General features: G+C 73.9%; 26 protein-coding genes. 11 read left to right on the plus strand and 15 right to left on the minus strand.

All coding sequences use genetic code 11. The features are described from left to right. The first annotated feature begins 144 nt into the window (after nt 1-144). Together ACTJK8_RS20505 and ACTJK8_RS20510 are read left to right on the plus strand one after the other, a co-directional pair. Complete coding sequence (locus tag ACTJK8_RS20505) at nt 145-1,260, plus strand: pyridoxal phosphate-dependent aminotransferase (RefSeq protein WP_029359391.1); 1,116 nt, start codon at nt 145-147, stop codon at nt 1,258-1,260. Continuing rightward, a complete protein-coding gene (locus tag ACTJK8_RS20510; RefSeq protein WP_012318855.1) occupies nt 1,253-2,194 on the plus strand; it encodes a prephenate/arogenate dehydrogenase family protein in 942 nt (313 codons plus the stop codon). Before ACTJK8_RS20505 ends, ACTJK8_RS20510 begins: the two co-directional genes overlap by 8 nt. Before the next feature lie 13 nt (nt 2,195-2,207). Here the strand turns inward: ACTJK8_RS20510 and msrA are convergent, their stop codons facing one another. Beyond that, nucleotides 2,208-2,948: a peptide-methionine (S)-S-oxide reductase MsrA gene (msrA, locus tag ACTJK8_RS20515; RefSeq protein WP_058606757.1), complete on the minus strand. Its 741-nt coding sequence runs from the start codon at nt 2,946-2,948 to the stop codon at nt 2,208-2,210. Between the two features lie 161 nt (nt 2,949-3,109). Between msrA and trpB the strand changes: the two genes are divergently transcribed. Beyond that, the gene (gene trpB / locus ACTJK8_RS20520) at nt 3,110-4,351 is read left to right on the plus strand and encodes a tryptophan synthase subunit beta (RefSeq protein WP_012318853.1); all 1,242 of its coding nucleotides are present in this window, start codon (nt 3,110-3,112) and stop codon (nt 4,349-4,351) included. 63 nt (nt 4,352-4,414) lie between these two features. On the opposite strand, the gene ACTJK8_RS20525 is transcribed toward trpB, so the two are convergent. The 3 genes from ACTJK8_RS20525 to ACTJK8_RS20535 all read right to left on the minus strand — a co-directional run bounded on the left by ACTJK8_RS20525 (nt 4,415) and on the right by ACTJK8_RS20535 (nt 5,502). Then, the gene (locus ACTJK8_RS20525) at nt 4,415-4,810 is read right to left on the minus strand and encodes a type II toxin-antitoxin system VapC family toxin (RefSeq protein ID WP_012318852.1); all 396 of its coding nucleotides are present in this window, start codon (nt 4,808-4,810) and stop codon (nt 4,415-4,417) included. A gap of 11 nt (nt 4,811-4,821) precedes the next feature. Then, complete coding sequence (locus ACTJK8_RS20530; protein ID WP_012318851.1) at nt 4,822-5,064, minus strand: type II toxin-antitoxin system VapB family antitoxin; 243 nt, start codon at nt 5,062-5,064, stop codon at nt 4,822-4,824. A 126-nt stretch (nt 5,065-5,190) separates the two neighbouring features. Next, a complete protein-coding gene (locus ACTJK8_RS20535; protein ID WP_051252308.1) occupies nt 5,191-5,502 on the minus strand; it encodes a helix-hairpin-helix domain-containing protein in 312 nt (103 codons plus the stop codon). 386 nt (nt 5,503-5,888) lie between these two features. Between ACTJK8_RS20535 and ACTJK8_RS20540 the strand changes: the two genes are divergently transcribed. Together ACTJK8_RS20540 and ACTJK8_RS20545 are read left to right on the plus strand one after the other, a co-directional pair. Then, nucleotides 5,889-7,805 (plus strand): ABC transporter ATP-binding protein, encoded by a 1,917-nt coding sequence (locus ACTJK8_RS20540; RefSeq protein ID WP_440762433.1) that lies wholly within the window; start codon nt 5,889-5,891, stop codon nt 7,803-7,805. 118 nt (nt 7,806-7,923) lie between these two features. Beyond that, nucleotides 7,924-8,823, plus strand: a complete 900-nt coding sequence (locus ACTJK8_RS20545) for a cell envelope integrity EipB family protein (protein WP_024830314.1) — start codon at nt 7,924-7,926, stop codon at nt 8,821-8,823. Between the two features lie 9 nt (nt 8,824-8,832). Here the strand turns inward: ACTJK8_RS20545 and ACTJK8_RS20550 are convergent, their stop codons facing one another. Then, nucleotides 8,833-9,135, minus strand: a complete 303-nt coding sequence (locus tag ACTJK8_RS20550; protein ID WP_306419171.1) for a DUF3572 domain-containing protein — start codon at nt 9,133-9,135, stop codon at nt 8,833-8,835. A 74-nt stretch (nt 9,136-9,209) separates the two neighbouring features. On the opposite strand from ACTJK8_RS20550, the gene ACTJK8_RS20555 reads away from it, so the two are divergent. The 5 genes from ACTJK8_RS20555 (at nt 9,210) to ACTJK8_RS20575 (ending at nt 14,333) form a co-directional block, all read left to right on the plus strand. Then, complete coding sequence (locus tag ACTJK8_RS20555) at nt 9,210-9,581, plus strand: response regulator (RefSeq protein ID WP_012318846.1); 372 nt, start codon at nt 9,210-9,212, stop codon at nt 9,579-9,581. 170 nt (nt 9,582-9,751) lie between these two features. After that, nucleotides 9,752-11,125: a PleD family two-component system response regulator gene (locus ACTJK8_RS20560; RefSeq protein WP_012318845.1), complete on the plus strand. Its 1,374-nt coding sequence runs from the start codon at nt 9,752-9,754 to the stop codon at nt 11,123-11,125. Nucleotides 11,126-11,256: 131 nt separating this feature from the next. Beyond that, nucleotides 11,257-12,477, plus strand: a complete 1,221-nt coding sequence (locus tag ACTJK8_RS20565; protein ID WP_029359389.1) for a DUF2252 family protein — start codon at nt 11,257-11,259, stop codon at nt 12,475-12,477. A 165-nt stretch (nt 12,478-12,642) separates the two neighbouring features. After that, entirely contained in the window at nt 12,643-13,605 is a 963-nt protein-coding gene (locus ACTJK8_RS20570; protein WP_058606970.1) for an acetyl-CoA carboxylase carboxyltransferase subunit alpha, read from the plus strand. Then, nucleotides 13,602-14,333 carry a DUF1796 family putative cysteine peptidase gene (locus tag ACTJK8_RS20575; protein WP_440762434.1) on the plus strand — a complete coding sequence of 244 codons (732 nt, stop codon included), beginning with the start codon at nt 13,602-13,604 and terminating at the stop codon, nt 14,331-14,333. Before ACTJK8_RS20570 ends, ACTJK8_RS20575 begins: the two co-directional genes overlap by 4 nt. A 72-nt stretch (nt 14,334-14,405) precedes the next feature. Here ACTJK8_RS20575 and ACTJK8_RS20580 read toward each other — a convergent pair whose 3' ends face one another. Then, a complete protein-coding gene (locus ACTJK8_RS20580; protein WP_053621358.1) occupies nt 14,406-14,657 on the minus strand; it encodes a hypothetical protein in 252 nt (83 codons plus the stop codon). Between the two features lie 464 nt (nt 14,658-15,121). Between ACTJK8_RS20580 and ACTJK8_RS20585 the strand changes: the two genes are divergently transcribed. Next, complete coding sequence (locus ACTJK8_RS20585) at nt 15,122-16,636, plus strand: L,D-transpeptidase family protein (RefSeq protein WP_440762435.1); 1,515 nt, start codon at nt 15,122-15,124, stop codon at nt 16,634-16,636. 4 nt (nt 16,637-16,640) lie between these two features. On the opposite strand, the gene ACTJK8_RS20590 is transcribed toward ACTJK8_RS20585, so the two are convergent. From ACTJK8_RS20590 to ACTJK8_RS20630, 9 genes are all read right to left on the minus strand, one after another. Beyond that, on the minus strand, nt 16,641-16,814 hold the full coding sequence (locus ACTJK8_RS20590) for a YqaE/Pmp3 family membrane protein (protein ID WP_012318839.1): 174 nt from the start codon (nt 16,812-16,814) through the stop codon (nt 16,641-16,643). A 113-nt stretch (nt 16,815-16,927) separates the two neighbouring features. Next, nucleotides 16,928-18,544 carry a c-type cytochrome gene (locus tag ACTJK8_RS20595; RefSeq protein WP_440762436.1) on the minus strand — a complete coding sequence of 539 codons (1,617 nt, stop codon included), beginning with the start codon at nt 18,542-18,544 and terminating at the stop codon, nt 16,928-16,930. Between the two features lie 21 nt (nt 18,545-18,565). After that, complete coding sequence (locus ACTJK8_RS20600) at nt 18,566-18,937, minus strand: hypothetical protein (protein ID WP_012318837.1); 372 nt, start codon at nt 18,935-18,937, stop codon at nt 18,566-18,568. Next, entirely contained in the window at nt 18,937-19,434 is a 498-nt protein-coding gene (locus ACTJK8_RS20605; protein ID WP_012318836.1) for a TspO/MBR family protein, read from the minus strand. Before ACTJK8_RS20605 ends, ACTJK8_RS20600 begins: the two co-directional genes overlap by 1 nt. After that, nucleotides 19,431-20,657, minus strand: coding sequence for a geranylgeranyl diphosphate reductase (locus ACTJK8_RS20610; protein ID WP_012318835.1), 1,227 nt, complete (start codon nt 20,655-20,657; stop codon nt 19,431-19,433). Before ACTJK8_RS20610 ends, ACTJK8_RS20605 begins: the two co-directional genes overlap by 4 nt. 4 nt (nt 20,658-20,661) lie before the next feature. Beyond that, entirely contained in the window at nt 20,662-22,200 is a 1,539-nt protein-coding gene (locus ACTJK8_RS20615) for a BCD family MFS transporter (RefSeq protein ID WP_245297689.1), read from the minus strand. Beyond that, nucleotides 22,200-23,084 (minus strand): chlorophyll synthase ChlG, encoded by an 885-nt coding sequence (gene chlG / locus ACTJK8_RS20620; RefSeq protein ID WP_012318833.1) that lies wholly within the window; start codon nt 23,082-23,084, stop codon nt 22,200-22,202. Before chlG ends, ACTJK8_RS20615 begins: the two co-directional genes overlap by 1 nt. 382 nt (nt 23,085-23,466) lie before the next feature. Next, nucleotides 23,467-24,912, minus strand: a complete 1,446-nt coding sequence (ppsR, locus tag ACTJK8_RS20625; protein WP_012318832.1) for a transcriptional regulator PpsR — start codon at nt 24,910-24,912, stop codon at nt 23,467-23,469. Nucleotides 24,913-24,941: 29 nt separating this feature from the next. After that, entirely contained in the window at nt 24,942-25,832 is an 891-nt protein-coding gene (locus tag ACTJK8_RS20630) for a cobalamin B12-binding domain-containing protein (RefSeq protein WP_043073611.1), read from the minus strand. Between the last annotated feature and the right edge of the window lie 78 nt (nt 25,833-25,910).

The following is a 25,910-nucleotide window of genomic DNA, read 5'->3' on the forward strand; positions in this document are numbered from 1 at the left end:
AGCCACGACTCCGTGGGGCCGGACAAGTCGCCACGGCGGGATCGGGCCGGCGCCGGAGGAGGCGGGCCCGGGTTCACCGGAGGAGGAAATGCTGTAGACGGGCGCGGAACCGATCGAACCCCGCGCATCCCGAGTCGCACTGCAATGTCCGCCCCCCGACCCGCCCGTCCGGAACCGCGTCCCGGCGTCCTGGCGATCGACACCTACGTGCCCGGCAAGAGCGGGCGGCCCGGCGGCGGCAAGGTCTACAAGCTGTCCTCCAACGAGACGCCCCTCGGCCCGAGCCCGGCGGCGCTCGCGGCGCTCCACGCGGCGACCGCCAAGCTCGAGACCTACCCGGACGGGCGCGCCACCGCCTTGCGCACCGCCATCGCCCGGCGCTACGGGCTCGATCCCGAGCGGATCGTCTGCGGCGCCGGCTCGGACGAGCTCCTGTCGCTGCTGGCCTACGCGTATTGCGGGCCGGGCGCCGAGGGCATCTACTCCGAGCACGGATTCCTGGTCTACCGGATCGCCATCCTGGCCTCGGGCGGCGAGGCGGTGGTCGCGCCCGAGCGCGACCTGACCGTCGACGTCGACGCGATCCTGGCCCGGGTCACGGACCGGACCCGGATCGTCTACGTCACGAACCCCAACAACCCGACCGGCACCTACCTGCCCTTCGACGAGATCCGCCGCCTCCACGCCGGCCTGCCGCCGCACGTGCTGCTGGTGATCGACGGCGCCTACGCCGAGTACGTCCGGGCCAACGACTACTCGGCCGGGCTCGAGCTGGCGCTCGAGGCCGAGAACGTCGTGATGACCCGCACCTTCTCGAAGATCCACGGCCTCGCCGCCGTCCGGATCGGCTGGATGGTCGCGCCGTCCCACGTGGCGGACGCGGTCAACCGGATCCGGGGCCCGTTCAACGTCTCGGGCCCGGCGATCGCCGCGGGCTCGGCGGCGATCGCCGACGAGGCGCACATGGCGGCGGCCGCCGCCCACAATTCCGAGTGGCTGCCGAAGCTCACCGCGGGCGCCCGCGCCCTCGGCCTGGAGGTCACGCCGAGCGTCGCGAACTTCCTGCTGATCCACTTCCCCGACGCGCCGGGCCGCTCGGCGGAGGACGCGGACGCGTTCCTGACCGAGCGCGGCCTCATCACCCGGCGGGTCACCGCCTACGGCCTGCCCAACGCCCTGCGGGTGACGGTGGCGGGCGCCGAGGCGAACGAAGCCTTCCTGGCGGCGCTCGGCGACTTCGTGCGGGGCCACCATGGCTGAGACATCCGAGGGCGTCCCCGCGATCGACCGCCTCGCCATCGTCGGCCTCGGGCTGATCGGCTCCTCGATCGCCCGGGCGGCGCGGCGCTACGGCCTCGCCCGCACCATCGTGGCGGTGGACCGGGACGAGGCCGTGCGCGCCCGGGTGCGCGACCTCGGCATCGCCGACGTCGTCACGGGCGACCCGGCGGAGGGGGCCGCCGGCACCGACCTCGCGATCCTGTGCGTGCCGGTGGGCGCCATCGGGGCGGCGGCGGCCGAGATGGCGCCTTACCTCAAGCCCGGCGCGATCGTGTCGGATGTCGGCTCGGTGAAGGGTGCCGTGGTGGCGGCGGTCCGGCCGCACCTGCCCGACGGCGTCGCGCTGGTCCCCGGCCACCCGATCGCCGGCACCGAGTTCTCGGGCCCGGACGCGGGCTTCGCGACCCTGTTCCAGGGCCGCTGGTGCATCCTGACCCCGCCCGAGGGCACCGACCCGGCCGCGATCGAGACCGTCCGCGCCCTGTGGGCGGGGATGGGCGCCGACGTCGAGACGATGAGCGCCGAGCATCACGACCACGTGCTCGCCATCACCAGCCACCTGCCGCACCTGATCGCCTACAACATCGTGGGCACCGCGGCCGACCTCGAATCGGCGACGCAGTCCGAGGTGATCAAGTTCTCGGCGAGCGGGTTCCGCGACTTCACCCGCATCGCGGCGTCGGACCCGACCATGTGGCGGGACATCTTCCTCAACAACCGCGACGCGGTGCTGGAGATGCTCGGCCGGTTCAACGAGGACCTGTCGGCGCTCGCCAAGGCGGTGCGCTGGGGCGACGGCGACGCGCTCCACGCGATGTTCACCCGCACCCGGGCGATCCGGCGCAGCATCGTGGCGCAGGGCCAGGAGACCGCGGCCCCGGATTTCGGCCGGCCGCGGCCGCCGGAGGAGTAGGGACCGCCGGCGCTCACGCCGGCGGGCGGTTGACCAGCACCGGCTGCGCCGCCGTCCGCTCCGGGAACAGGTGCTTCAGGGCTTCGAGCTTCGGCGCGTCGTTGGCGGCGATGTACGGGTGCCCGGGATGCAGGACCATGAAGTCCTGGTGGTACCCTTCCGCCGGGTAGAAGGCCGCCCCCGGCTCGATCCGGGTGGCGACCGACCGCCCGTAGGTCTTCGCCCCGTCGAGCTGGGCGATGTAGGCCCGCGCCACCCGCGCCTGGTCGGCATCCTGCGGGAACAGCGCCGAGCGGTACTGGCGCCCGGCATCGGGCCCCTGGCGATCCACCTGGGTCGGGTCCAGCGCCACCGAGAAGAAGATCCGCAGGAGTTCGTCGTAGCGGATCGCGGCCGGGTCGTAGGTGACCGACACGGCCTCGGCGTGGCCGGTCCCGCCGCCGCTCACGGTGCGGTAATCGGCCTCCGCACGGGTGCCGCCGGCGTAGCCCGACACCGCGCTCGTCACCCCGCGCACGTGCTGGAACACCCCCTGCACGCCCCAGAAGCAGCCGCCCGCGAAGACGGCCACGCGCGGCCCCGGCGGCTCGGCGGAGCGGGTCGCGGCCTCCGGCAGGCGCCGGGGCGCCTCCTCGGCGAAGGCCGGCAGACGCGGGAACAGGACGGCCCCCGCGAGGCCGAGCCCGAGGGCGGCCCCGAGGAGCGGGCGGGCGAGGGGACGGGAAAGGGGGCGTACCGTGTCGCGAAGTGCCATGCTGACCTCCTTCGGCCTCCGTGCCGGCCTCCTGGCGGAGGCTGACAGCCCGTTCGTCCCGGCACCCGTTCCGGTTACGCGCGCGGCAGGCCGCATTGCGGTGGCGGCCGCATGGGTCTAGGCACCCCGCAAATCATCGCTTCGCCCGCAGGATCCGTCCCGTGACCATCGCGCCCGAGCCCAACTCCTTCCGCACCGGCCCCGACGAGCGCGGCCGCTTCGGCATCTTCGGCGGCCGCTTCGTCGCCGAGACGCTGATGCCGCTGATCCTCGAGCTCGAGGCGGCCTACGAGACGGCCAAGAAGGATCCGGCCTTCCAGGCCGAGATGGAGAGCTACGGCACGCACTATATCGGCCGGCCGAGCCCGCTCTACTACGCCGAGCGCCTGACCGAGCACCTGCGCGCCAAGGCGCCGGCGGGGCAGGGCGCCAAGGTCTATTTCAAGCGCGAGGAGCTGAACCATACCGGCTCCCACAAGGTGAACAACGTGCTGGGCCAGATCCTGCTGGCCCGCCGCATGGGCAAGCCGCGGATCATCGCCGAGACCGGCGCCGGCCAGCACGGCGTCGCCACCGCGACGCTCTGCGCGCGCTTCGGCCTCAAGTGCGTCGTCTACATGGGCGCGGTCGACGTCGCCCGGCAGGCGCCCAACGTCTTCCGCATGAAGATGCTCGGCGCCGAGGTGGTCCCGGTGGAATCCGGCACCAAGACCCTCAAGGACGCCATGAACGAGGCGCTGCGCGACTGGGTCACCAACGTCGCCGACACGTTCTACTGCATCGGCACGGTGGCGGGCCCGCACCCGTACCCGGCGATGGTGCGCGACTTCCAGTCGGTGATCGGCCGCGAGACCCGCGAGCAGATGATCGCGCAGGAGGGCCGGATCCCGGACTCCCTCGTCGCCTGCATCGGCGGCGGCTCGAACGCCATGGGCCTGTTCCACCCGTTCCTCGACGACCGCGAGGTCGAGATCTTCGGCGTCGAGGCCGCGGGCCACGGCGTCCAGTCGGGCCTGCACGCGGCCTCGCTGACCGGCGGCAAGCCGGGCGTGCTGCACGGCAACCGCACCTACCTGCTGATGGACGGGGACGGCCAGATCGCCGACGCCCACTCGATCTCGGCCGGCCTCGACTACCCGGGCATCGGCCCCGAGCACGCGTGGCTGCACGAGATGGGCCGGGTCACCTACCTGTCGGCGACCGATTCCGAGACGCTGGAGGCGTTCAAGCTCTGCTCGATGCTGGAGGGGATCATCCCCGCCCTGGAGCCGGCCCACGCCCTGTCCAAGGTCCTGGAGCTCGCGCCCCAGCGCCCGGCCGAGCACCTCATGGTGATGAACATGTCGGGCCGCGGCGACAAGGACATCCCGCAGGTGGCCGAGATCTTCGGCACGAAGATCTGAGGACGCGCGGCGGCGGTCCTCCGCCCGCCGCGCCCCGCCTGCCCCGCGCGCGCACCGTCGGCCTCAGGCGGTCTCGATGTCCGTGAGCGGGAAGTCGTTGCCCTTGTAGAGCAGCGGGACGCCGTGGGCGCGGGCACAGGCGTAGGCGAAGCAGTCGCCGAAGTTCAGGCCGGCCGGGTGCCGGCCCTTGCCGAAGCGGTCGTAGGCGTCCAGCGCACCCGCTTCGGCCTCCGGCGGGACGGCCAGGATCTCGATGCCGGCGAGGTCGAGATAGGCGTGCACCGCCTCGCGGGCGGCCGGGACCGGGAGATCGAGGTGGCGCGCCACGGCCACGCCGGTTTCCCAGACTGCCAGGGGCGACGTCACGCGGCGCAGCGCCCGCTGAAGCCGGGCCGCCAGGGCCGCCGCATCCGTTTCGTCGGTGAGGATCGCCGTGAGGGCCGACGCATCCACGAACATCGGGTCCCGCCTCAGGTGCGCTCGTACAGACCGTCGATGAACGCCGCGTCGGCGGGCTTCCGGTCCGGACCGGCGCGCTCGTGCAGGGCACGGACGAAGTCGGCCGTCCGCGCGACGAGATCGGGCCGGTTCGTCTGGCGGGCGATCTCGTTCTGAAGCGCGCGGCGCACCGCGTCGGTCTTGCTCGTGCCCAGCAGCGCCATGAGCTGGGTCGCGAGCGCGTCGACCTGCGGATCCTTGACGTAGAGCGGCATGCGCGGACCCCTGGGATATCCCGCACAGCGCTAATTTATATCCTCGGACGCCGCAAGACGGAGCGGGCCGGAGCGGGTCGCGGGGCCGCGGCCTCACCGAACGCTCACCGCACAGTCACCGCACAGTCACCGCACAGTCACCTGATCCTTGATCTTCTCGTAGACTGACCGGCTGAGCACGCGCTTCGACAGCAGCTGCTCCACCGACGTGTAGGGCCGCTTGGCGACGATCGCCCGGCCGATGGCGCCGCCGCCGCGCAGGCGGTTGAGATCCGCCACCGAGGCGGTGTTGAGATCGAGGATGGCCAGGGCCCGGGGACCGGCGCTGTCCTCCGCCCGGTCGACCTCGTCCTGACCGGCCGGCTCCTGCGCCGACGGCCCGGGCTGTGCCTCCCGCGGGGGCGGCTCGGCGGGGAAGGCCGTCGCGTCGGAGGGCATCTGCGTCGGCGCCGGGGCGCCGCCGGACGGGGCGGGGGCGGGGGCGGGCTGGACCGCCGCGGGCGGCGCGGGCGATGCAGCCGGCGGGGGCGGAGCCGCCGGAGCCGGCTCGACGCGCCGCACCGTCGCCGAGGGCTGGGGGGCCGCCGGTGTTTCCGGAGCGGACGCGGGCAGAGTCGCCGGTCCGGGTGCGGGGCTCGGCAGCAGGGCCTGCACCACCGCCGCGAGGATGCCGGCAATGATGAGGAGAACCGAAACTCTGAGAATTGCAGGACCGCTGAGCACGCACCACTCGACGAGGATTAAAACTATATGCATCTACAGTTAATGCTGTCCTTGCGCCTCGTCCAATCCACGTCCGAAACCCGGCCGGTCATCCCCAGGGGATGAGCGGGCCCGCGCCGCGGCCGGGGGCGGGCCCGCGCCAGCGCCTCCGCGAGCGACTCGCTGGGCGCCTCGGTGGGCGCCTGGGCGAGCGCCTGGGCGAGCGCGTCGGCGCCCTGCGCTACCTGCCGACCCTGTTCCGGGAGATCGCCGCCGCGAGCCCGCGCCTGCTGGCGGCGAGCCTGTCGCTGCGCCTCGTGGCGGCCTGCCTGCCGGTCCTGACCCTCTACCTCGCCAAGCTGATCCTCGACGGGATCGTGGCCGAGCACGCCCGGCCGGCGCCGGAGGCGGGGCTCGCGGCGTGGTTCGCCGATCCCGGCCGGGCGCGGCTCGCCGGCCTCGTCGCCGCCGAGCTCGGCCTCGCCCTGCTCTCGGACCTGACCGGCCGGCTCACGAGCCTCGTCGAGACCGTGATCGGCGACCTCTACGCCAACGCGGCCTCCCTGCGGCTGATGGCGCACGCCGCCGAGCTCGACCTCGCGCAGTTCGAGGACAGCGCCCAGCAGGACCGGCTGGAGCGGGCGCGCCGGCAGGTCAGCGGCCGCACCGGCCTCATCGGCACGGTGTTCGGCCAGCTGCAGGGCCTCCTGACCCTCGCGACCCTGGCGGTCGGGGTCGCGGCCTTCACGCCCTGGCTCGTCGTGCTGATCGCCGCAGCCCTGGTCCCGGCGGTGCTCAACGAGTGGCACTTCACCAAGGCCGGCTATCGCCTCGCCTGGATCCGCAGCCCGGAGCGGCGGCGGATCGACTACCTGCGCTACCTCGGCGCCAGCGTCGAGACCGCCAAGGAGATCAAGCTCTTCGGCCTCGCGGGCTACCTCACCGGGCTCTACGCCGCGGTGGCGGGGCGGCTGCTGGCCGAGAACCGCAACCTCGCGGTCGCCCGGGCCGGCTGGGGCTTCGCCTTCGCGAGCCTCGGGACGCTCGCCTACTACGCCGCCTACGCGGTGATCGTCTGGCGGACGGTGGCGGGCGCCTTCTCGGTGGGCGACCTCGCCTTCCTGGCCGGCGCCTTCCAGCGGCTGCGCGGCGGCCTGGAGGGGCTGCTCCTCGGGCTGACCCAGATCACCGGGCAGGCGCAGTACCTCGAGGATTTCTACGCCTTCTTCGCGATCCGGCCGCAGATCCGCTCGCCCGCCCGGCCCGTGCCGGTGCCGCGCCCGATCCGGGAGGGGCTGGTCTTCGAGGGGGTCGGCTACCGCTATCCCGGCACGCAGACTTTCGCGCTGCGCGACCTCTCCTTCGCGGTCCGCGCCGGGGAGACGGTGGCGCTGGTCGGCGGCAACGGCGCCGGCAAGACCACGATCGTCAAGCTGATGACCCGGCTGTACGACCCGCACGAGGGCCGCGTGCTCCTCGACGGCGTGCCGCTCGCCGTCTACGACCTCGACGAGTTGCGGGCGCGGATCGGGGCGATCTTCCAGGACTTCGTCCGCTTCGACCTCACCGCCGGGGAGAACGTCGCGGTCGGCCGGATCGAGGCCGCCGACGACGCGGGCCGCATCGCGGCCGCGGCGGCCCGGGGGCTCGCGGCCCCGGTGATCGAGCGCCTGCCCGGGGGTTACGCCCAGCCGCTGGGCAAGCGCTTCGCCGGCGGCCTCGACCTCTCCGGGGGCGAGTGGCAGAAGGTCGCGCTGTCCCGGGCCTACATGCGCGAGGCCGAGATCCTGATCCTGGACGAGCCGACCGCGGCCCTCGACGCCCGGGCCGAGCACGACGTCTTCGCGCGGTTCCGGGAATTGTCGGCCGGGCGGACGGCGGTGCTGATCTCGCACCGCTTCTCCACCGTGCGCATGGCCGACCGCATCCTCGTCCTGGAGGGCGGCCGGGTGCTGGAGGAGGGCAGCCACGCCGCCCTCATGGCCCGCGGCGGCCGCTACGCCGAGCTGTTCACCCTCCAGGCGGAGGGCTACCGGTAGGCGGGCCGCGGCCGCCCGGCGCCGCCGCGTCCCGCAGGCGCGAGGTCCCGCGACGCGGCCCAAGCATTGCCCGATTCCGTCAGCCTGCTATCTGCGGCGGACCGAACCGGGGTTGTCCATGCGCCTGCGCCTCTCCCACCTGCTGACGGCCGGCCTTCTCGTCTGCGCCGGGCCCGCCCGCGCGGCCCCGCCGGCCGGGCCCGAGCCGGAGGCCAAGCCGCCGGCGCCCGAGATCGTGCTCGCCAACCACCGCGCGGTCTACGACCTGTCGCTCGCCGAGGGCGGCGGCACCCGCTCGGTGGAGAGCGCCCGCGGGCGCATCGTCATCGATTTCCGGGGCGACGCCTGCCGCGGCTACACGATGCAGACCCGCCAGGTGACGGAGCTGTCCTCCGGCGAGACCGGCGCGCGCCTGTCCGACATGCGCAGCACCACCTTCGAGGGCGGGCAGGGGCGCGAGTTCCGGTTCAAGACGACGACGCTCACCAACAACAAGCCCGCCGCCCCCGTGGACGGGACCGCCTCCGAGCAGGGCGACGCCCTGACGGTGAGGCTGAAGGGCGGCCCGAAGCCGTTCACCGTGGAGGGGCCGGTCCTGTTCCCGAGCGAGCACATGCGCCGCCTGATCGAGGCGGCGCGGGCCGGCCAGTCGACCCTCGCGGTCAAGGTCTTCGACGGCTCGGACGACGGCCGGAAGGTCTACGACACCTTCGCGGTGATCGGCCACGCCGCGACCGGCCCGGCCCCGGCCGCCGACTCGACCCGCGACAAGCCCCTGCGCGAGGGCTCGCTGGCCGCCATGCCGCACTGGCCGGTCCGCCTCAGCTACTACACCGAGGGCGCCGGGGAGCGCACGCCGATCTACACCCTCGGCTTCGACCTGTACGAGAACGGCGTCAGCGGCGCGCTCAAGCTCGATTACGGCGACTTCGCCATCCTGGGCGACATGACCGCCCTCGACATCGACGCCAAGGCCGGGCGGGCCGACAGGGAGGCGGGGAAGGGCTGCACGCCCTGAGGGCCCGCCTCACGCCCACTCGTCGTCCGGCCGCGGCGACAGCCTCTGCCAGGCCGCGGCGATCCGCTCCGGCTTGATGCCGAGGCCGTTCGCGCAGGCGACGAGCACGTTCTCGTCACCCATCACGTGGTCGAGCACGCCCACCAGGAAGGCGGGCTCCCGGGCGCTCGCGCGGAGCGTGTCGGGGCTCAGGCCGCTCGCCGCCAGGAAGGGCAGGAGACGGTCGTCGTCCCCAGCGATCCACAACAGAACGTCCAGGGCGAGCCGTTCGGCCGACTCATCCCCTTGAAGAGGTTTGCCATTCATCAACATGTGAACGCTACAAAGGTGACGGAGGGGCTTCACGGCCCGCTAATCATGATCGGCGCGCACCGGGACAACGGATCATGAAGAAGACGGTGCTGATCGTCGAGGACAACGAGTTGAACATGAAGCTGTTCAACGATCTCCTGGAGGCGAACGGCTACGCGACGCTCAAGACCGCCCACGGCATCGAGGCGATCGAGCTGGCGCGCGCCCACCACCCCGACCTGATCCTCATGGACATCCAGCTCCCCGAGGTCTCCGGCCTCGAGGTGACGAAATGGCTCAAGGAGGACGACGACCTCAAGGGCATCCCGGTGATCGCCATCACGGCCTTCGCCATGAAGGGCGACGAGGAGCGGATCCGCGAGGGCGGCTGCGAGGCCTACCTGTCGAAGCCGATCTCGGTCGCGAAGTTTTTGGCAACGGTTCGGGCCTATCTTGAACCGCGTTGACGCCGGCGAGGCGTGCCGTTGAACCGGCCCCCCGGCCGCGCCGGGCCGGGGGGCCGGTTCAACCGTCCGTCCCGTCGTGTCCGCCCCGGCCCCGGCGGCCGACCGGCGGCGCGCACCCACGGCACACGGCGCCCGGTCCGGGCCGCTCACCCGCGCCCTGACGAGGAAGCATGTCGGCCCGTGTCCTGATCGTCGACGATCTGTTCCCGAACGTCAGGCTTCTGGAGACGAAGCTCGGCCTGGAATATTTCGACACGCTCGCGGCCATGAACGGCCGGGACGCGATCGCGATCTGCGAGAAGGGCCTCTGCGACCTCGTCCTGCTCGACGTGATGATGCCCGGCATGGACGGGTTCGAGGTCTGCCGGCACCTCAAGAACAACCCGCTCACGGCCCATATCCCGGTGGTGATGGTCACGGCCCTCGACCAGCCCGCGGACCGCCTGCGCGGCCTCGATGCCGGGGCCGACGACTTCCTGACCAAGCCGGTGGACGACACCGCCCTGTTCACGCGGGTGCGCAGCCTGGTGCGGCTCAAGGCCGTGACGGACGAGCTGCGCCAGCGCGCGCTCGCCTCCCGCGAGTTCGGCATCGGCGATCCCCTGGCGCTCGCCACCGCCGAGACCGGCCTCGACGCCCGGATCCTGCTGATCGAGGACCGTCCCGGATCGGCCGAGCGCCTCGCCGGGGCCCTGCGCCAGCACCACGTCGTCACGGTCGAGCCCGACCCGCAGGAGGCCCTGCGCCGCGCCGCCGAGGAGACCTTCGACCTCGCCCTGGTGAGCCTCGACCTCACCGGCTTCGACGGCCTGCGCCTGTGCAGCCAGCTCCGGTCCCTCGACCGGACCCGGGCGATGCCGCTGATCATGCTCGCCGAGGAGTACGACCGCGCCCGGGTGGTCCGCGGCCTCGATTTCGGCGTGCACGACTTCCTGATGCGGCCGGTCGACCGCAACGAGCTGATGGCCCGGGTCCGCACGCAGGTGAAGCGCAAGCGCTTCACCGACGCGCTCCGCGGGGCGATGCAGGCCTCCCTGCAGATGGCCGTGACCGATGCGCTCACCGGCCTGCACAACCGGCGCTACCTCGACAACCACCTCGGCACGCTGTTCGGCGACGAGGCCGCCCGCCGGGCGAACCTCGCCGCGCTGATCCTCGACATCGACCACTTCAAGGGGATCAACGACAGCTTCGGCCACGAGGCCGGCGACGAGGTGCTGCGCGGCTTCGCCGAGCGCGTCCGCCAGCACACGCGGCCCATCGACATCGTGGCGCGCTACGGCGGCGAGGAGGTGGTGGTGATCCTGCCGGAGGCGGGCCTCGTCGAGGCGCAGGGCATCGCCGAGCGCATCCGCGAGCGCGTCGAGGCGGTGCCGTTCACCGTGCAGCGGGCGAGCCGGACCGTGTCGGTGACGGTCTCGATCGGCGTCGCCGTGCGCCGCGGCGACGATCTCGGCCCCGCCGACATGCTCCGCCGGGCCGACCTCGCCCTCTACCGGGCCAAGGCGGCGGGCCGGAACCGGGTCGAGTCGCAGGCGGCCTGACCGGCGGCCTGACAGGAGTCCCCCCGCGTCAATCCGCGCGCCCGCGCGCGCGGATGAAAAGGCCGGCCTCGCCGTGTTATCGGTTCGGCCGGCCCGGCGAGGCCGGCGGAGCGGCGCGCGGGACCGAACCCATGGACATGCAGGTACCGGCACGATCCGGCCGCGACGCGAGCGTGCTGAACCACCGCCGCCTGTGCAAGATCGCCTCCTCGCCGCACGCCTACGTCCGCGGCAGCACGGCGCGGTTCTACGAGCTGCTCGCCGGGATGCCGGCCGGCACCCTGCCCGAGGGGCCGCCGGTCTGGATCTGCGGCGACGCGCATCTCGGCAATCTCGGCGCGCTCGCCGGCCCGGACGGCGGGATCGACATCCAGATCCGCGACCTCGACCAGACCGTCGTGGCGAACCCGGCCTTCGACCTCGTCCGGCTCGCGCTCTCGCTGGTCACCGCGGCGCTCAACGCGACCCTGCCGGGCATCGTCACCGCCCGGATGATGGACGCGATGGCGGACGGCTACGCCGACGGGATCGCCGATCCCGAGGGGGCCGAGCGGGGCGTCGACCCGTCCGAGATCGTCGTCACGACGAAGCGGCGGGCGCTCGGCCGGCGCTGGCGCCACCTCTCGCGCGAGCGGCTGAAGGGCAAGGCCGCCCGGCTCCCGCGGGGCAGCCGGTTCTTCGACCTCGACCCCGACGAGCAGGCGTCGCTGACGGCGCTGGTCCGCGACCCGGAGATCCGCCGCCTCGTCCTGGCGCTCGGCAGCGCGGCCGACGGCGCCGAGATCCGGCTGCTCGACGCCGCCTACTGGATCAAGGGCTGCAGCTCCCTCGGGCGCCTGCGCTACGCCGCCCTGGTGGAGGTCCTGGGCGGCGACCGCCCGCAGCTCGCCCTCCTCGACGTCAAGGAGGCCGTGCCGCACCTCGCGCCGGCCGCCGCCGGGATCGCGGTGCCGCCCGACCACGCCGAACGCGTCGTCGCGGGCGCGCGGGCGCTGTCGCCCAACCTCGGAGACCGGATGGTCGCCGGCCATGTGGGCGACCGCGCCGGCGGCACGCCCGTCACGGTCCGCGAGCTGCTGCCGCAGGATCTCAAGATCGACGCCGAGCAGTTCTCCCGCGGCGAGGCGGTCCGGGTCTCCCGGCACCTCGCCGCCATCCTGGGCCGGGCCCACGGCCGCCAGATGGGCGCGGCCGACCGCCGGACCTGGATCGACGCCGTGCGGGCGCCGGGGCCGGGCCCCGACGCCCCCGGCTGGCTCTGGTCGGTGGTCACCGACCTGATGGGCGCGCACCAGCGCGGCTACCTGGAGCATTGCCGCCGGATCGCCCGCGAGGCGCGGGACGCGGCCTGACGCCCGATCGCCGCCCGACACCGCCCGACGCCGCCCGACACGGCGTGCCTCGACCCCGGCGCGGGGCGCATCCGCCACGACGCCGGTTGACACCATCCCCGCCATCGCCAACACCTCGCGCCCGCCGCCTCTCGCGCGGCGGACCCCGGGAAGACCTGTGATACGATGGCGGTGACGCGCACCTACCTCGACTTCGAGAAGCCGGTGGCCGAGCTGGAGGCCAAGCTCGAGGAGCTGCGCGCCGTGAGCGCGCGCGACGGCGCGGTCTCGATCGCCGAGGAGGTCGGCCGGCTCGAGGCCAAGGCCGGCCAGGCGCTCGCCGAGATCTACGCGAATCTCACGCCCTGGCAGAAGACCCAGGTGGCCCGCCACCCGCAGCGGCCGCACTTCGTGGACTATTGCGACGGGCTCATCACCGAGTTCACCCCGCTGGCCGGCGACCGCAGCTTCGGCGAGGACGAGGCGATCCTGGGCGGGTTCGGCCGGTTCCGCGGCCGGCCGGTCCTGGTGCTCGGCCAGGAGAAGGGCGCCACCACCGAGGCGCGGCTGCGCCACAATTTCGGGATGGCCCGGCCCGAGGGCTACCGCAAGGCGGTCCGGCTCATGGAGACCGCCGACCGGTTCGGCTTAGCCGTCATCGCCTTCGTGGACACCGCCGGCGCCTATCCGGGCATCGAGGCGGAGGAGCGCGGCCAGGCCGAGGCCATCGCCCGCTCGACCGAGGCCTGCCTCGCGCTGGGCGTGCCGAACGTCGCCGTGGTGATCGGGGAGGGCGGCTCGGGCGGCGCCATCGCGCTCGCCACCGCCAACCGGGTGCTCATGCTGGAGCACGCGATCTACGGGGTGATCTCGCCGGAGGGCGCCGCCTCGATCCTGTGGCGCGACCAGGGCCGCGCCTCCGACGCCGCCACCGCCATGAAGATCACCGCCCAGGACCTGCTGCGGCTCGGCGTCATCGACGGGATCATCCCGGAGGCCACCGGCGGGGCGCACCGCGACCGCGAGGCGGCGATCCGGGCCGCGGGCGACGCCGTCGCCGACGCCCTCGCCCAGTTCGACGGCCTCTCGCCCGCCGAGATCCGCGACCGGCGCGCGGAGAAGTTCCTGGCGATCGGCCGGACCCTGTGAGCGAGCCCGGGGCGACGGGGGGCCTGTTCGGCGCGCTCGGCCGGCTGCTGGGCCGGCGCGACGCGCGGGAGCCGGGCCGGCACAACCACGTCTCCCTCGGCTGCAATTGCCAGATGGCGCACGTCCTCAAGACGCTCGACCTGCGCCAGTGGTCGGGGCCCCTCGACTGGATCTTCTCCATGCCCGGCATGGCCCGGGACTGCCTCGCCGACGACTTCGCCGCGCTCGTCGACCGGGGCCAGCTGGAGAGCATCCCGGAGGCCGAGCGGCGCGGCCCCGGCATCTGGCGCGGGCGCCACCGCCTCTACCGGGAGCGGCACGGCCTCGAGTGCGTGTTCAACCACCACGACCCGGCGACGAGCGAGGCGGACTACGCCTTCCTGACCGAGGGCGTGCGCCGGCTGCGCCGGGCCCTCGACACGCCGGGCACCGACAACCGGCTCTGGATGATGACCCATCTCCACACGCCCCGGGACGTGGTCGAGGCGATCGACGACCTGCTCGGGCGGCGCGCCAGCCGCAACCACCTGACCTTCGTGCAGCTCGAGACCGGGCACCCGCGCATGGCGGTGGTCGAGGCGGTCGACCTCCGGCCCACCCTGCGCTGGCTCACCGTGCACACGCCCTCGGAGCCGGTCGGCCTGCGGCTGGCCGACCCGGCCGACGACGCGGCGCTGGTGGCGATCATCCGCGCCGAGGCGGCGCGGCGGCCGGCGCTGTTCGCCTGAGCGGCCGCCCGGGAGCGACGTTGCGGGGGCAACGTGGCCGGGGCGACGGCCGGTCGGCGCCCGGGGCGGCCGTCAATGGGCGGCGCGCGACAGGGCAACGATCGCGCCGACGATGACGATCGTCTGGACGCCGATCGAGCCGATCACCCATTTCATGATGTCGACCTTCGCTTCGGCCAGATCGGTCTCGGTGACGCGGTTCGTCAGATCGGAATCCCGACTCTCGCGGATCGCCGCGGCGATCGCCTCGGCCTGATCCTCGGACAGGCCGGTCGCCCGCAGGCGACGGACGAGGGCGTGCGTGTCGAGCGAGAGGGCCGTCATGGGCGACGTTCGCGTGTTCGAGCCGTCCGGGTCGATCGGCCGAATCCGGATGGCAGCCTCCGCGACCGTGGCGCCCTCATCCCGCCGGGGCAAGCAGCTCGAAGTCGGGCGCCCGGCGCGGTCACGCGCGTCCGCTCCGCAGGGAGTCCACCGGTACGCGCACCGGGCCGGCAGGACGGACCGGGGGCCGGACCGCGGGCCGGACCGCGGGCCGGACCGCGCACGCGCACCGCCTGTCTCGCCGCGCGGCCCTGCGGCTCGAACGGCGCCGGCCCGCGACCCCGCCGCGGCGCGCTGTGGATAGGGTGCATCCGCCGGCTCTCCACACCGGAGAACAATCCAGTGTTGCAGCCGGGTCCTTGCGGTAAGGAAGGCGCAAGCTTAACGAGCCTATTGGGTTGGGGAGTGGCACCCGACGCGGCCAGCAAGGCCCGCGGGCGCGCGTAAGACGATCGAGGTTCCCCATGACGGCGCGTCTCGCGACCGCGCGACTGCTGGCGGCGGCGTCCCTGCTGGCCCTGTCGCTCGCCGCCTGCCAGGACGGTTCCGGGATCAACGGCCCGAGCGCGCGCAGCCTCGCGCCGATCGCCCCCCAGACCGTCGCGCTGATGCAGTCCAAGGGGATGCAGCCCTCCGACCCGATCCTGATCCGCACCTTCAAGAAGGAGGCGGAGATGGAGATCTGGAAGCGGGGGAGCGACGGCCGCTACGCCCTGATGAAGACCTACCCGATCTGCCGCTGGTCCGGCCAGCTCGGGCCGAAGACCCGCGAGGGCGACCGGCAGGCGCCCGAGGGCTTCTACACGATCACCCCGGGCCTGATGAACCCGAACTCCTCGTACTACCTGTCGTTCGACACGGGCTTCCCGAACGCCGTCGACCGGGCCAACGGGCGCACCGGCAAGTACCTGATGGTGCACGGCACCTGCTCGTCGGCGGGCTGCTTCGCCATGACCGACGCCACCATCGCGGAGATCTACGCCGTCGCCCGCGACGCGTTCATCGGCGGCCAGCGCAGCTTCCAGTTCCAGTCCTACCCGTTCCGGATGACGGCCGAGAACATGGCCAAGTTCCGCAACGACCCGAACATCGCCTTCTGGCAGAACCTCAAGGAGGGGTCCGACTATTTCGAGGCCCTGCACGAGGAGCCGAAGGTCGGCCAGTGCGGGACCAAGTACGTGTTCGGCGGGGCCGACGCGGCCGCCGGCGCGTGCCGGCCGCACGTCGACCCGCTGGTGGCCGAGAAGAGCGCGCACGACGCCCGCGCGGTCGCCGACCTCGTCGCCAAGGGCACGCCCGCGGTGCGGGTCGTCTACCAGGACGGCGGCCAGAACCCGGTCTTCCGCCCGCAGAACGCCAGCGCCTTCGCGAGCCTCGGCGGCACCGAGACGGTGCTGCCCTACGACGCCAAGGAGTACGGCCGGCACAATCTCGGCGACGTGAGCCGCCCCGAGACCCTGGCGGCGGGCCCGCAGGAGATCGAGGTCGGCCCGAAGGGCCGGCCCACGATGCTGGCCGGCGCCGAGCCGGAGGCGCCCGCCCGGGCCGCGAAGGCCGGCGGCAAGGGGCACGGGCGCGAGCCGGCGGCGCCCGCGGCGCCCACGACCCTCATGGCGAACCGCGCCGATCCCGGCGCGCAGGTCGAGACCACGGCGGCCCTGCCCGACAAGCCCGCCCGGATCGCCGTCGCGGACGCGGACGGCGATGCGAGCAGCTACCAGAAGCTGTTCGGTCAGCTCTTCGCCAAGGACAAGCCGGCCCCGGCGGCGCCCCCGGCCTCTCCGGTCGACGCCGCGGCGGCGCCGGAGCCGGCGAAGCTCGCCCACGCCGCCGAGACGGCCGCGCCGCGGGCCGCCAAGGCCCACGCGGTGAGGACCGCCAGGGTCGAGGCGAAGGGCGACGGGAAGGGGAAGGGTGACGGGAAGGCGGAGGCGAAGCCCGCCCTCCGGAAGGGCGAGCCCGAGGGCCGGAAGCCCTGACGGCTCAGACCAGCGGACGGTCGCGGTTCATCAGCCACAGGGCGTGGACCGTGCCGGGCAGCCAGCCGAGGATCCACAGCAGGATGTTCAGCAGGAACTGCAGACCGAAGCCCGTGGTGACGAGCACGGCGATCGGCGGGAAGAAGATCGCGAGCAGGATGCGGACGAGGCTGGACACGGGGACTCCGGGCGCGAGGTAGGCACGTCCCGGCTCCAACGGCACACGGTTTCATCCGTTCCGCCCGATCCGGCCGCGACAGCCCCGGCCTGCCGGGGCCGCGCGGCGGCGCCTCAGTTCTTGGCCGGCGGCGTGGTGGCGGAGGGGACGTTGGCGGCCTGCTTCTCCGGGTGCTTCACCTGGCTGTAGGCGACGTTGGCGAAGGTGCCGATCACCGCGGGCCAGCTCGGCTTGCCGTATTGCGGGTCGTCGCGGCCGACCTTGCAGAAGGCCGTGGTCAGGCCGTTGACGATGTCGTCGTCGGTGACGCCGGTCGGCTCCGCCTTCACCTGCTGGACCAGCCGGGCGAGGGTCGGGACGAAGTCCTGCTGCTTCAGTCCGGTCAGGCTCGCCTGGATGCCGAGCTTCTCGAAGGCGGCCTTGAGCTTGTCCTGCTCGATCTCCGCGCAGGGGGCGGTGCCGGCCAGCATGGTCCGGGTGGCGGCGCGCGCCTCCGAGGCCTTGTCGCCGGTCACCGGCGGCGCCCTGTTGCCCCAGGAATTGCGGATGTAGTCGGTGACGTTCTTCACCTCGACATCGGTCATCTGCTGGCCGATCGCCACCATCGGGGCCAGCCCGCTCTGGGCGGCGAGGCCGCCGTAGATCACCCGCAGCACCGTCTCGGGCCCGTCGGACTGGACCGAGGTGTTGCCGGCGAGCGCCGGGACCGCGCCCTCGATGCCCTTGCCGTCGGGCTGGTGGCACGAGGAGCAGTAGGTCAGGTAGGTGGAGGCGCCCGGCGCGTCGGGCGTGTCGAAGGCCGTGAGGTCCTTCGGCTTGTAGGTCTGCTTGGCCGGCACGGTGCGCAGGTACGCGACCATGGCCTTGAGGTCCTCCTTCTTCACCTTGGAGAGGGATTCCATGATGGTCTGGCGCATCGGGCCGGCGGCGACGCCCGGCCGGTCGCCCGGGGCGGTGCCGGTCTTGAGGTAGGTCACCACCTGCTCGTCGGTCCAGGCACCGATGCCCTGGTGGCCGTCCGGGGTGATGTTGGGGGCGTACCAGCCGTCGATCACGCCGCCGCCGAACCGGCCCGCGAAGCTCGAATTGCCGACCAGCTTGTTCTCGTTGTGGCACATGGCGCAGTGGCCGAGGCCCTCCACCAGGTAGGCGCCGCGGTTCACCTCGGCGCTGGCCTTCGGGTCGGGCTTGAAGCGCTCGTCGGTGAAGAAGGCCGTCCGCCACGTCACCAGCGCCGTGCGGACGCTGAACGGGAACGGGATCTGGCTCTCCTGCCGCTTCTCGTTCACGGCCGGGACCGATTGCAGGTAGGCCCAGATCGCCTGGGTGTCCTCGTCGGTGACCTTGGTGAACCAGCCGAACGGGAAGGCCGGGTAGAGGTAGCCGACGTTCTTGCTGTAGCCGTGCCGGAACGCCTGGTCGAAGTCGGCGTAGCTCCAGTTGCCGAGGCCGGTCTCCTTGTCGGGGGTGAGGTTGGGGGTCATGATCACGCCGAAGGGCATGTTCAGCGCGTAGTTGCCGGCGAGGTACTTGCCGCCCGGCGCCGTGTGGCAGGCCGCGCAGTCGCCCATGGTCACGAGATACTTGCCGCGCGCGATCTGGTCGGCCGACCCGTCCTGCGCCAGCGCCGGCGCGGCCGGGAACAGGCTCGCCAGGAACAGGCTCCCCAGGATCGGCGCCGTCCGGATCGGCGGCAGGCGGCCGGAGGAGAGGGCTCTCGTGCGCTGCATGCCGCGTCTCCCATCCCGAGTTTAGAGCTGTTTGAGATTTGTGACGCGCGTGAACGCGGCCGTTCGAGGCGTTGTTCCGGGCGGCGCCGGGCTGCGGCGATGTGCCGTGGCGGACCGGAAGCGCAGGCCGAGATCGGCCAGATGGGCGGCGAGCCCGGCGAGCATCCACCCGGCGACCGCGACGAAGCCGGCCCCCGCCAGCGCCGCCCGCAGGGCCAGCATCAGCGCGGCGCCGGAGGCGAGCGTGGCCAGCAGGGACGGCAGCGGCGGCCCGCCCCGGCGGCTGAGCCAGGCGAGGACGAGGGCCTCCAGGGCGACGAGCAGGAGGATCCCGTCGACGATCCGGCCCGAGGCGAAGGCGGCGGCGAGGGCGGCGGCGAGCGGCGGCTCCATCACGCCGGCTCCCCGAAGGGCGCGTTGAGGCGCACGATCCGCAGGTTCAGGCAGGCGGCGACGCTGACCCAGGCGAGGTAGGGCAGGTTCATGAGGCCCGCCGCGACGGAGATCCGGCCGGTGACCAGCACCAGCACGGCGATCGACAGCCACAGGGCCGCGACCTCGGCGAGCGCCCAGTCGGGCCGGCGGAACCGGAAGAACAGCACGCTCCAGGCGATGTTGAGCACCCCGTTCACCGCGAAGGCGGCGATCAGCACGCCCCGGGCGACGGGGTCGGCCGCGCCGCTCCAGGCGAGGACCGCCGAGGTGGCGGTCAGCGCGAAGATCACCGCCCAGACCGGCCCGAAGGCCCAGTCCGGCGGCTTCCAGGCCGGGACCCGCAGGCGCCGGTACCACGTGTCCGTCGTGGTCGCGAGGCCGCCGGCCACGGCCACCAGCACGGCGGCGGCGGCGGCCACCGCGGGCGGCCCGAGATCGGCGAGGCCGAGGCTCACGGCGAGACCCAGCGGAACAGGTGGGCGAGGTCCTTGAAGAAGATCCGCGCGTGGGCGGCGGGCTTCGCGCGGACCAGCTCCTTGTTCATGTAGCTGTCCCAGGTGAGCTGCTGGACGTCCTTGTCCCGGCAGATCGAGACGAAGCGCTCGCGCAGACCGTCGCTGCGGTACCAGACCCACTGCATCATCCCGAGGATCCAGAACACGCGCCCGTGCAGCTTCATGAACCGTCTTCGCGCGCGCCCGAGCGCCCGGGCATCGCCGGTCTCGAGGAAGGCGGCGGCGGCCTCGGCGGAGAGGCGCCCGCCCAGCATCGCGTAGTAGATGCCCTCCCCGGAGGCCGGGGCGACGACGCCGGCGGCATCGCCCGCCAGCAGCACGTCGCGGCCGTTGTCCCAGCGCTTCAGCGGCTTGAGGGGGAGGGGGGCGCCCTCGCGCCGGACGGTCTCGGCCCCGTCGAGGCCGGTCGCCACCCGCAGAGCGCGGATCGAGGAGCGCAGGGAGAAGCCCTTCCGGGCGCTGCCGGTGCCGATGCTCAGCGTGTCCCCGTGGGGGAAGATCCAGCTGTAGAAATCCGGCGAGTGGCGGCCCTGGTAGTAGACGTCGCAGCGGGTCGCCTCGACCGACCCGGCCCCGGGGGCGCCGGCCTCCGGCACCCGGAGGATCTCGTGATAGGCGAAGACCTGCCGCATCCTGGCGTGGCCCGGCACCTCCGCGCGGCCGACCGGCGAGCAGGCGCCGTCGGCCCCGACGACGAGGCGCGCCCGGACGGCGTGGCGGGCGAGGCCGGTCCCCGCGCCGGTGGTGAAGTGGACGAGCGGCGGCCCGTCGTCGGGCCGGGTGATCCGCTCGAAGGCGGCCGCGCGCAGGTCGGCGCCGGCCTCCGCCGCCCGGGCGCGCAGCCACGGGTCGAAATGCTCGCGGTCGACCATGCCGACGAAGCCCTCGCCCACCGGCATGTCGACGGTCTTGCCGCTCGGCGCCACCATCCGGGCCGAGCGGATCTTGGCGACGAGGAGCGCGTCGGGGATCGCGAAGTCGCGGATCAGCCGCGGCGGGATCGCGCCGCCGCAGGGCTTGATCCGCCCGGGCTTGTCGAGGAGCAGCACCGCGTGGCCGGCCCGGGCGAGGTCGGTCGCCGCCGTGGCGCCGGCCGGCCCGCCGCCGACCACCACGACGTCGTAGCTGTCGCGGCCGGGGCCGCCGTCGTCCAACCGGGCCATGGCCTCACCTCGCGCTGAAGGCAGGATCGAGCGGCACCGGGTCCGGTGCCGGGGCTGAGTCGAGCCGGGCCGCCAGGACGACCGCGACGAGGAACAGCAGCCCTTCCGCGGCGAACACCGCCGCGTAGGCCTGGACGGGTTCGGCGGTGACGAGCCGGACGGCGTCGACCGCCACCGCTCCGAGGAAGCCGCCGGCGCCGAAGGCGACGCCCTGCGCGGCGCCCCAGACGCCCATGCGGGTGCCGCGCTCCCGCGCGTCGCCGCGGCCGGCGAGCGCCATCATCGAGCCGATGGCGGCGACCGCGTAGGCGCCGTTGGCCACCCCGAGGGCGAAGACCGTCGTGCGCAGGGGGAAGTCCGATCCCGCCGCCGCGCCGCTCGCCAGGGCGAACAGGGCGGCGGCCGAGCCGGCGCAGCCGATCCCGATCCAGAGCCGCAGGGACGCGAGGGCGGTGCCCCGGGCGAGGAGCGTCACCGCCGCCACCAGCAGCATGCCGGCGAGCACGCCGCCGTGCTGGAGGCCGGCGAGCTTGGTGGTGGCGCCGGGGGTCATCGCGAAGACGAGGCCGGCATAGGGCTCCAGGATCAGCTCCTGGGCGCTGTAGGCCAGCATCGACACGAAGACGAAGACCGTGAAGGTCCGGGCCACGGGGTCGGCCAGCACCCGGGCCAGCACGGTGAAGAACGGGCGGCGGGCCTCCGCGGGCTCGGGGGCCCGGACCGGCAGGCGGCGCTCGACGCCGGCGAGCGCGAGCGCCGCCACGCCGAAGGCGACGAGCGAGACCGTGCCCGAGACCGCGACGAGCCGCGGGCCGGAGAACGGGTCGAGGAAGTGCCCGGCGAGCGGCGCCGTGACGGCGAAGCCGACGATCATCATCACCCAGACGACGGTGGCGGCCGCGCCCCGCCGGGCCGGCGCGACGCCGCCCGACAGCAGGACCAGGAGGGAGGTCCCGGCCGCGCCGACGCCCATGCCGACGCACAGGAACGAGAGGGCGGCGAGCGCCAGCCCGAGGGCGAGGTTCTCGGCCGCCAGCGCGGTGCCGCAGGCGGCGCCGAACCCGCCGAGGCAGAGGGCGGCCATGCCGCCGACGATCCACGGGGTGCGCCGGCCGCTCCGGTCGGACCCGTAGCCCCAGCGCGGGCGCAGGACCTGCACGGCGTAGTGCAGGGCGACCAGCAGGCCCGGCACGAAGGCGGGGAGCGCCAGTTCCACCACCATGACCCGGTTGAGGGTGGCGGTCATCAGCACGACGACGCTGCCCAGCGCGGTCTGGACGAGGCCGAGGCGGACGATCTGGGGCCAGCCCAGGCCGTCGGCCGCGCCAGGCTGCTCGGGCACCCGCCCACGAGAACCGCGACGCGCCCCCTCTCCCGTGCGGGAGAGGGTTGGGGTGAGGGTCGAGAACTCTCCGGATCGAGCGCGCCCCTCACCCTGTCCCTCTCCCGCACGGGAGAGGGGACCCGCGCCCGGCCCTGAAACCGGCTGCGCAGCGGAGGAACCGAGAGCCCCCGTACGGCGCGCGCGCGACTCGATCCCCATCACGCGCCTCCCACCAGCGGGCGCAGCGCGAAGGCCGCGACCAGCATGCCGAGGACGTAGAGCGTGGTGCCGGTGCCGTTGTACCAGATCGCCCGCTCCCGGGGATTCTCGAGGAACCGGGCCATCAGGGCGACCTGGCCGGCGAGGAGCGCCGCCACGAGGCCGGCGTGCCAGTAGCGCTCCCAGCCGGCGAGGAGCGCGATCACCGCGACCTGCGGCAGGGCCATGACCAGGCAGGCGAAGCGCGCGGCGCGCGCGGAGCCCATCTGCACCGGCAGCGACAGCAGCCCCATCCGCCGGTCGCCCTCCACGGACTTGAAGTCGTTGAGGGTCATGATGCCGTGGGCGCCGGCCGCGTAGAGCAGCGCCACCAGGAGCACCCGCCGGTCGGGCAGGGCGGCGGCCATGACGGCGGCGCCGGTGAACCAGGGCAGCCCCTCGTAGCAGAGCGCCACCGCGGCGTTGCCCCACCAGCCGTTCCGCTTCAGCCGCACGGGCGGCGCCGAGTAGACCCAGGCGAGCGCGAGCCCGAACAGGGCGGCCCCGAGGATCCAGGGCCCGAGGGCGGCGGCCACCGCCAGCGACAGGGCCGTCCAGGCGAGGGCGAGGTAGAGCCCCCAGCGGCCCGGGATCCGCCCGGACGGGATCGGCCGGTCCGGCTCGTTGATCGCGTCGACGTGGCGGTCGAACCAGTCGTTGGCGGCCTGGCTGGTGGCGCAGACCAGCGGGCCGGCCAGCAGGATGCCGGCGGCGATCACCGGCCACTGGCCGCTGGCCGGCTGGCCCGAGGAAATGACCCCGCAGGCGAAGGCCCACATCGGCGCGAACCACGTGAGCGGCTTCAGCAGCTCGATGACTGCGCTCGGGGCGGGCGTAGCGGTCATGGCGGGAGGCTAACGGGGCCCGCCCGAGTGTCAAGACAGATTTACACGACGCGACCACGTGTGCGCGACGTTTGTCGGATCAATACAGCGGTGGCCCAGAAATACATTATCCGAAACACCTGGGAACCGCGGCGGCGGACCCGCCCGGCGCGGGCGGGTCCCGGCGCGACGGCGGCGCTCCGGCGGCGCCCCGGGCGCTCCCGGCGCCCCTCGGACGCGAGCACGATTCCGGGATCCTCGAGCCACTCGGCGCCCGGCTCAGGCACCCGGTTCCGGCACCGGGTTCCGGGCCGACGCGGCGCGCCCGCGCGGGGCTCCGGCAGGCCGGGCGGGGATGAACCGGACAGGACCCGCGGCCGGCCGCGCCCCGGGGCGGGGGCCGTCAGGCCTCCTCGACCGGGCCGTCGAGGTCGCCGACGCCGTAGCGGCGCATCTTGGCGTAGAGGCCCTGCCGGCTCAGGCCGAGCATCTCGGCCGCCGAGGCCCGGTTGTCCCGGGTGATCCGCAGCGCCGCCTCGATGCAGAGCTTCTCGATCAGGTCCGTCGTCTCGCGGACCAGGGTCTTCATCGAGACCCGGCCCACGAGCTCGGTCATCTGCTCCACCGAGCGGGGCACCTCCCGACCGACCCCGGGACGTCCCTCGGCGATCCGCCGCGGGCCCGACCGGATGGCGAAGCCCAAGCAGGGGCGGGTCCCGGCCACCGACACGGCGGCGACCTCCACGTCCTCCATGCCGCCGTAGGCGCCGCGGACGACGGTGGCGAAGCGGCGCACGGCGCCGTGGTCGACGAGGGTCGCGAACAGCGCCTGCGCCTCGGTCTCGTCGCGGCCGAGCCAGTGGTCGAGGGTGCGCCCGCGGGCCTGGCCCACGGTGGCGAGCTGCGCCAGCTCCAGGAAGGCGGCGTTGGCCATCAGGACCCGCCGCGCCGAATCGGTGACCACGAAGCCCTCCGGCATCGCCTCGATCACCGCGGCGGTCGGCGCCTCCTGGTCGGGCCCGGCCGCCGCGGCCGCCGGGTCGGCGGCCAGCTGCAGCAGGGCGCTCGCGCCGCCCTCGCCCCGGAACAGCGAGGCCGAGACCGTGACCTCGCCGCGCCCGTGCTGGAGCGCCGCCCGGATCTCGCCCGCCTGCCCGGTCGCCCGCAGGGCGGCGAACTGGGCCTCCAGGGTCCGGGTGCTGGCGGGGTCGAACAGCTCGACGGCGTCCTGCCCGGCGATGCGCTTGGCCGGGCGCCCGAGGAGGCGCGCCGCCGCCGGGTTGGCCTCGGCCACCCGGCGCGTGCCGGCATCGACCACCAGCACCGGCTCGCCGGAGATCTGGAACAGCAGCCGGTAGCGGGTCTCGGCGGCGCGGAGCCGGTCGTAGTCCCGCTCCAGGGCCTGCTGGGTCTCGACCAGCCGGCGCTGCAGGGCCGCCACCGCCCGCATGTCGCGCCCGAGCACGAGGATCGGGCCGCCCTCCGAGGGCCGGATCGACGCGTAGCGGATCGGCAGGTCGGCGCCGTCGGGCGAGGGGTGGTTCACCTGGCGCCAGCGGGTGATGCCCTCGGTCCCGGCATCCCGCAGCAGGGCGTCGATCTTCGGGCGGCTCTCCACCGTGACGGTGTCGATCCAGCGCCGGCCCAGCCAGCCCGCCACGGTCTCGGCCGCGAGGTCGGCGCCGACCGCGGCGTCCCGAATCACCCCGTCGGCGTCGATCACCAGGGAGAGGTCCGCGGACGCCGCGACGATGCGCCCGACCGCCTCGCCCTGGAGGAGGCCGGCCACCTGCTGCAGGGCCGCGGGCGGCGACTGCGGGGAGGGGCGGGGCTGAGGGGTCACGGTCACCGCAATGTGATAGTCGGTTTGAGGCCTTTTCAGCAGGCCAATGCCTGTCTGTCCAGCAAAGCTTCCGCCGCGGCGGGCGCGAGGCACGCGTCCGACGCGCAGGCATCCGCCCCGACGATCCCCGCCTCGCCGCCGTGGCGCGCGAAGAAGGGGCCGCCGACCAGCACCCGGACGTCCCGGTTGCGCGAGTCGCGGCGCACCTCCGCCACCGTCGCCGTCAGGACCGGCAGCAGGACGTCGCAGGAGAGCGACAGGCCGACCACGTCGAACCAGTCCGACCGGAGCAGGTCCAGGGGGTCGACCCCCGGCCCGGGCACCGCGGTGGTCACGTCCCAGCCGGCCTCCCGGAAGAAGCTCGCGACCAGGGACAGGCCGAAGACGTGGGTCTCGCCCGGGCAGGGCAGCAGCAGGACGCTGCGCCCGTTGGCCGGGACCGATTCGCTCTCCAGCTCGGCGCAGAGGCGGCGGCTCACGGCGTGGAGCCGCCCGAGGGCCTCGGTCACCGCCAGGAAGTCGCAGGCATCCTCCTCCCAGAGGGCGCCGAGATGCCGGGCCGCCGGGGCGAGCAGGTCGAGGAGCAGGCGCGCGAGCGGCAGGCCGCCGTCGCGCAGGGCGTCCACCCGGGCGTCGAGGTCGACCGGGCCGGCGGCCAGGAGCAGGGCGCTGAAATCGGCGATCTCCCGCGCGCTCGGCGCCCGGTCCGCCGGGACGGCGCGGCCGGCGGGCCGGTGGGCGAGCATCAGGCGGGGCAGGATCTCCGCCTCGACGACCTTGGCGAGCGCGTCCGGGACGGGCCTGTGCAGGTCGGACCAACCGAGGGCAGTGTCGCGGAACACGGGAAGACCATCGCTCACGGGGCTGCAGCCGGCCGCGGACGGACCGTAATCAAGACGGCCACCGAAATGCCTCCAGTTTCCCATCGGCATCCTCCCTGAGACGACCCCGGCCCGGAAGGGCCGGCGGATCCGCTCGCCTGCTCGGTGTGGCGTTGCTCGCCC

The organism is Methylobacterium sp. 22177 (assembly GCF_052045615.1).
GTDB classification, from domain to species: Bacteria; Pseudomonadota; Alphaproteobacteria; order Rhizobiales; family Beijerinckiaceae; genus Methylobacterium; species Methylobacterium radiotolerans.

Excerpts from the sequence above, each read along its gene's own strand:
- ACTJK8_RS20565 (WP_029359389.1), top strand. The coding sequence starts at position 11,257 with ATGGACATGCAGGTACCGGCACGATCCGGCCGCGACGCGAGCGTGCTG.
- msrA (WP_058606757.1), bottom strand. The coding sequence starts at position 2,948 with ATGGCACTTCGCGACACGGTACGCCCCCTTTCCCGTCCCCTCGCCCGC.
- ACTJK8_RS20615 (WP_245297689.1), bottom strand. The coding sequence starts at position 22,200 with ATGGGGATCGAGTCGCGCGCGCGCCGTACGGGGGCTCTCGGTTCCTCC.
- ACTJK8_RS20595 (WP_440762436.1), bottom strand. The coding sequence starts at position 18,544 with ATGCAGCGCACGAGAGCCCTCTCCTCCGGCCGCCTGCCGCCGATCCGG.
- ACTJK8_RS20630 (WP_043073611.1), bottom strand. The coding sequence starts at position 25,832 with ATGGGAAACTGGAGGCATTTCGGTGGCCGTCTTGATTACGGTCCGTCC.
- ACTJK8_RS20550 (WP_306419171.1), bottom strand. The coding sequence starts at position 9,135 with ATGTTGATGAATGGCAAACCTCTTCAAGGGGATGAGTCGGCCGAACGG.
- ACTJK8_RS20510 (WP_012318855.1), top strand. The coding sequence starts at position 1,253 with ATGGCTGAGACATCCGAGGGCGTCCCCGCGATCGACCGCCTCGCCATC.
- ACTJK8_RS20585 (WP_440762435.1), top strand. The coding sequence starts at position 15,122 with ATGACGGCGCGTCTCGCGACCGCGCGACTGCTGGCGGCGGCGTCCCTG.
- chlG (WP_012318833.1), bottom strand. The coding sequence starts at position 23,084 with ATGACCGCTACGCCCGCCCCGAGCGCAGTCATCGAGCTGCTGAAGCCG.
- ACTJK8_RS20555 (WP_012318846.1), top strand. The coding sequence starts at position 9,210 with ATGAAGAAGACGGTGCTGATCGTCGAGGACAACGAGTTGAACATGAAG.
- ACTJK8_RS20535 (WP_051252308.1), bottom strand. The coding sequence starts at position 5,502 with ATGCCCTCCGACGCGACGGCCTTCCCCGCCGAGCCGCCCCCGCGGGAG.
- ACTJK8_RS20530 (WP_012318851.1), bottom strand. The coding sequence starts at position 5,064 with ATGCCGCTCTACGTCAAGGATCCGCAGGTCGACGCGCTCGCGACCCAG.
- ACTJK8_RS20545 (WP_024830314.1), top strand. The coding sequence starts at position 7,924 with ATGCGCCTGCGCCTCTCCCACCTGCTGACGGCCGGCCTTCTCGTCTGC.
- ACTJK8_RS20505 (WP_029359391.1), top strand. The coding sequence starts at position 145 with ATGTCCGCCCCCCGACCCGCCCGTCCGGAACCGCGTCCCGGCGTCCTG.
- ACTJK8_RS20560 (WP_012318845.1), top strand. The coding sequence starts at position 9,752 with ATGTCGGCCCGTGTCCTGATCGTCGACGATCTGTTCCCGAACGTCAGG.
- ACTJK8_RS20580 (WP_053621358.1), bottom strand. The coding sequence starts at position 14,657 with ATGACGGCCCTCTCGCTCGACACGCACGCCCTCGTCCGTCGCCTGCGG.
- ACTJK8_RS20525 (WP_012318852.1), bottom strand. The coding sequence starts at position 4,810 with ATGTTCGTGGATGCGTCGGCCCTCACGGCGATCCTCACCGACGAAACG.
- ACTJK8_RS20600 (WP_012318837.1), bottom strand. The coding sequence starts at position 18,937 with ATGGAGCCGCCGCTCGCCGCCGCCCTCGCCGCCGCCTTCGCCTCGGGC.
- ACTJK8_RS20570 (WP_058606970.1), top strand. The coding sequence starts at position 12,643 with ATGGCGGTGACGCGCACCTACCTCGACTTCGAGAAGCCGGTGGCCGAG.
- ACTJK8_RS20610 (WP_012318835.1), bottom strand. The coding sequence starts at position 20,657 with ATGGCCCGGTTGGACGACGGCGGCCCCGGCCGCGACAGCTACGACGTC.
- ACTJK8_RS20540 (WP_440762433.1), top strand. The coding sequence starts at position 5,889 with ATGAGCGGGCCCGCGCCGCGGCCGGGGGCGGGCCCGCGCCAGCGCCTC.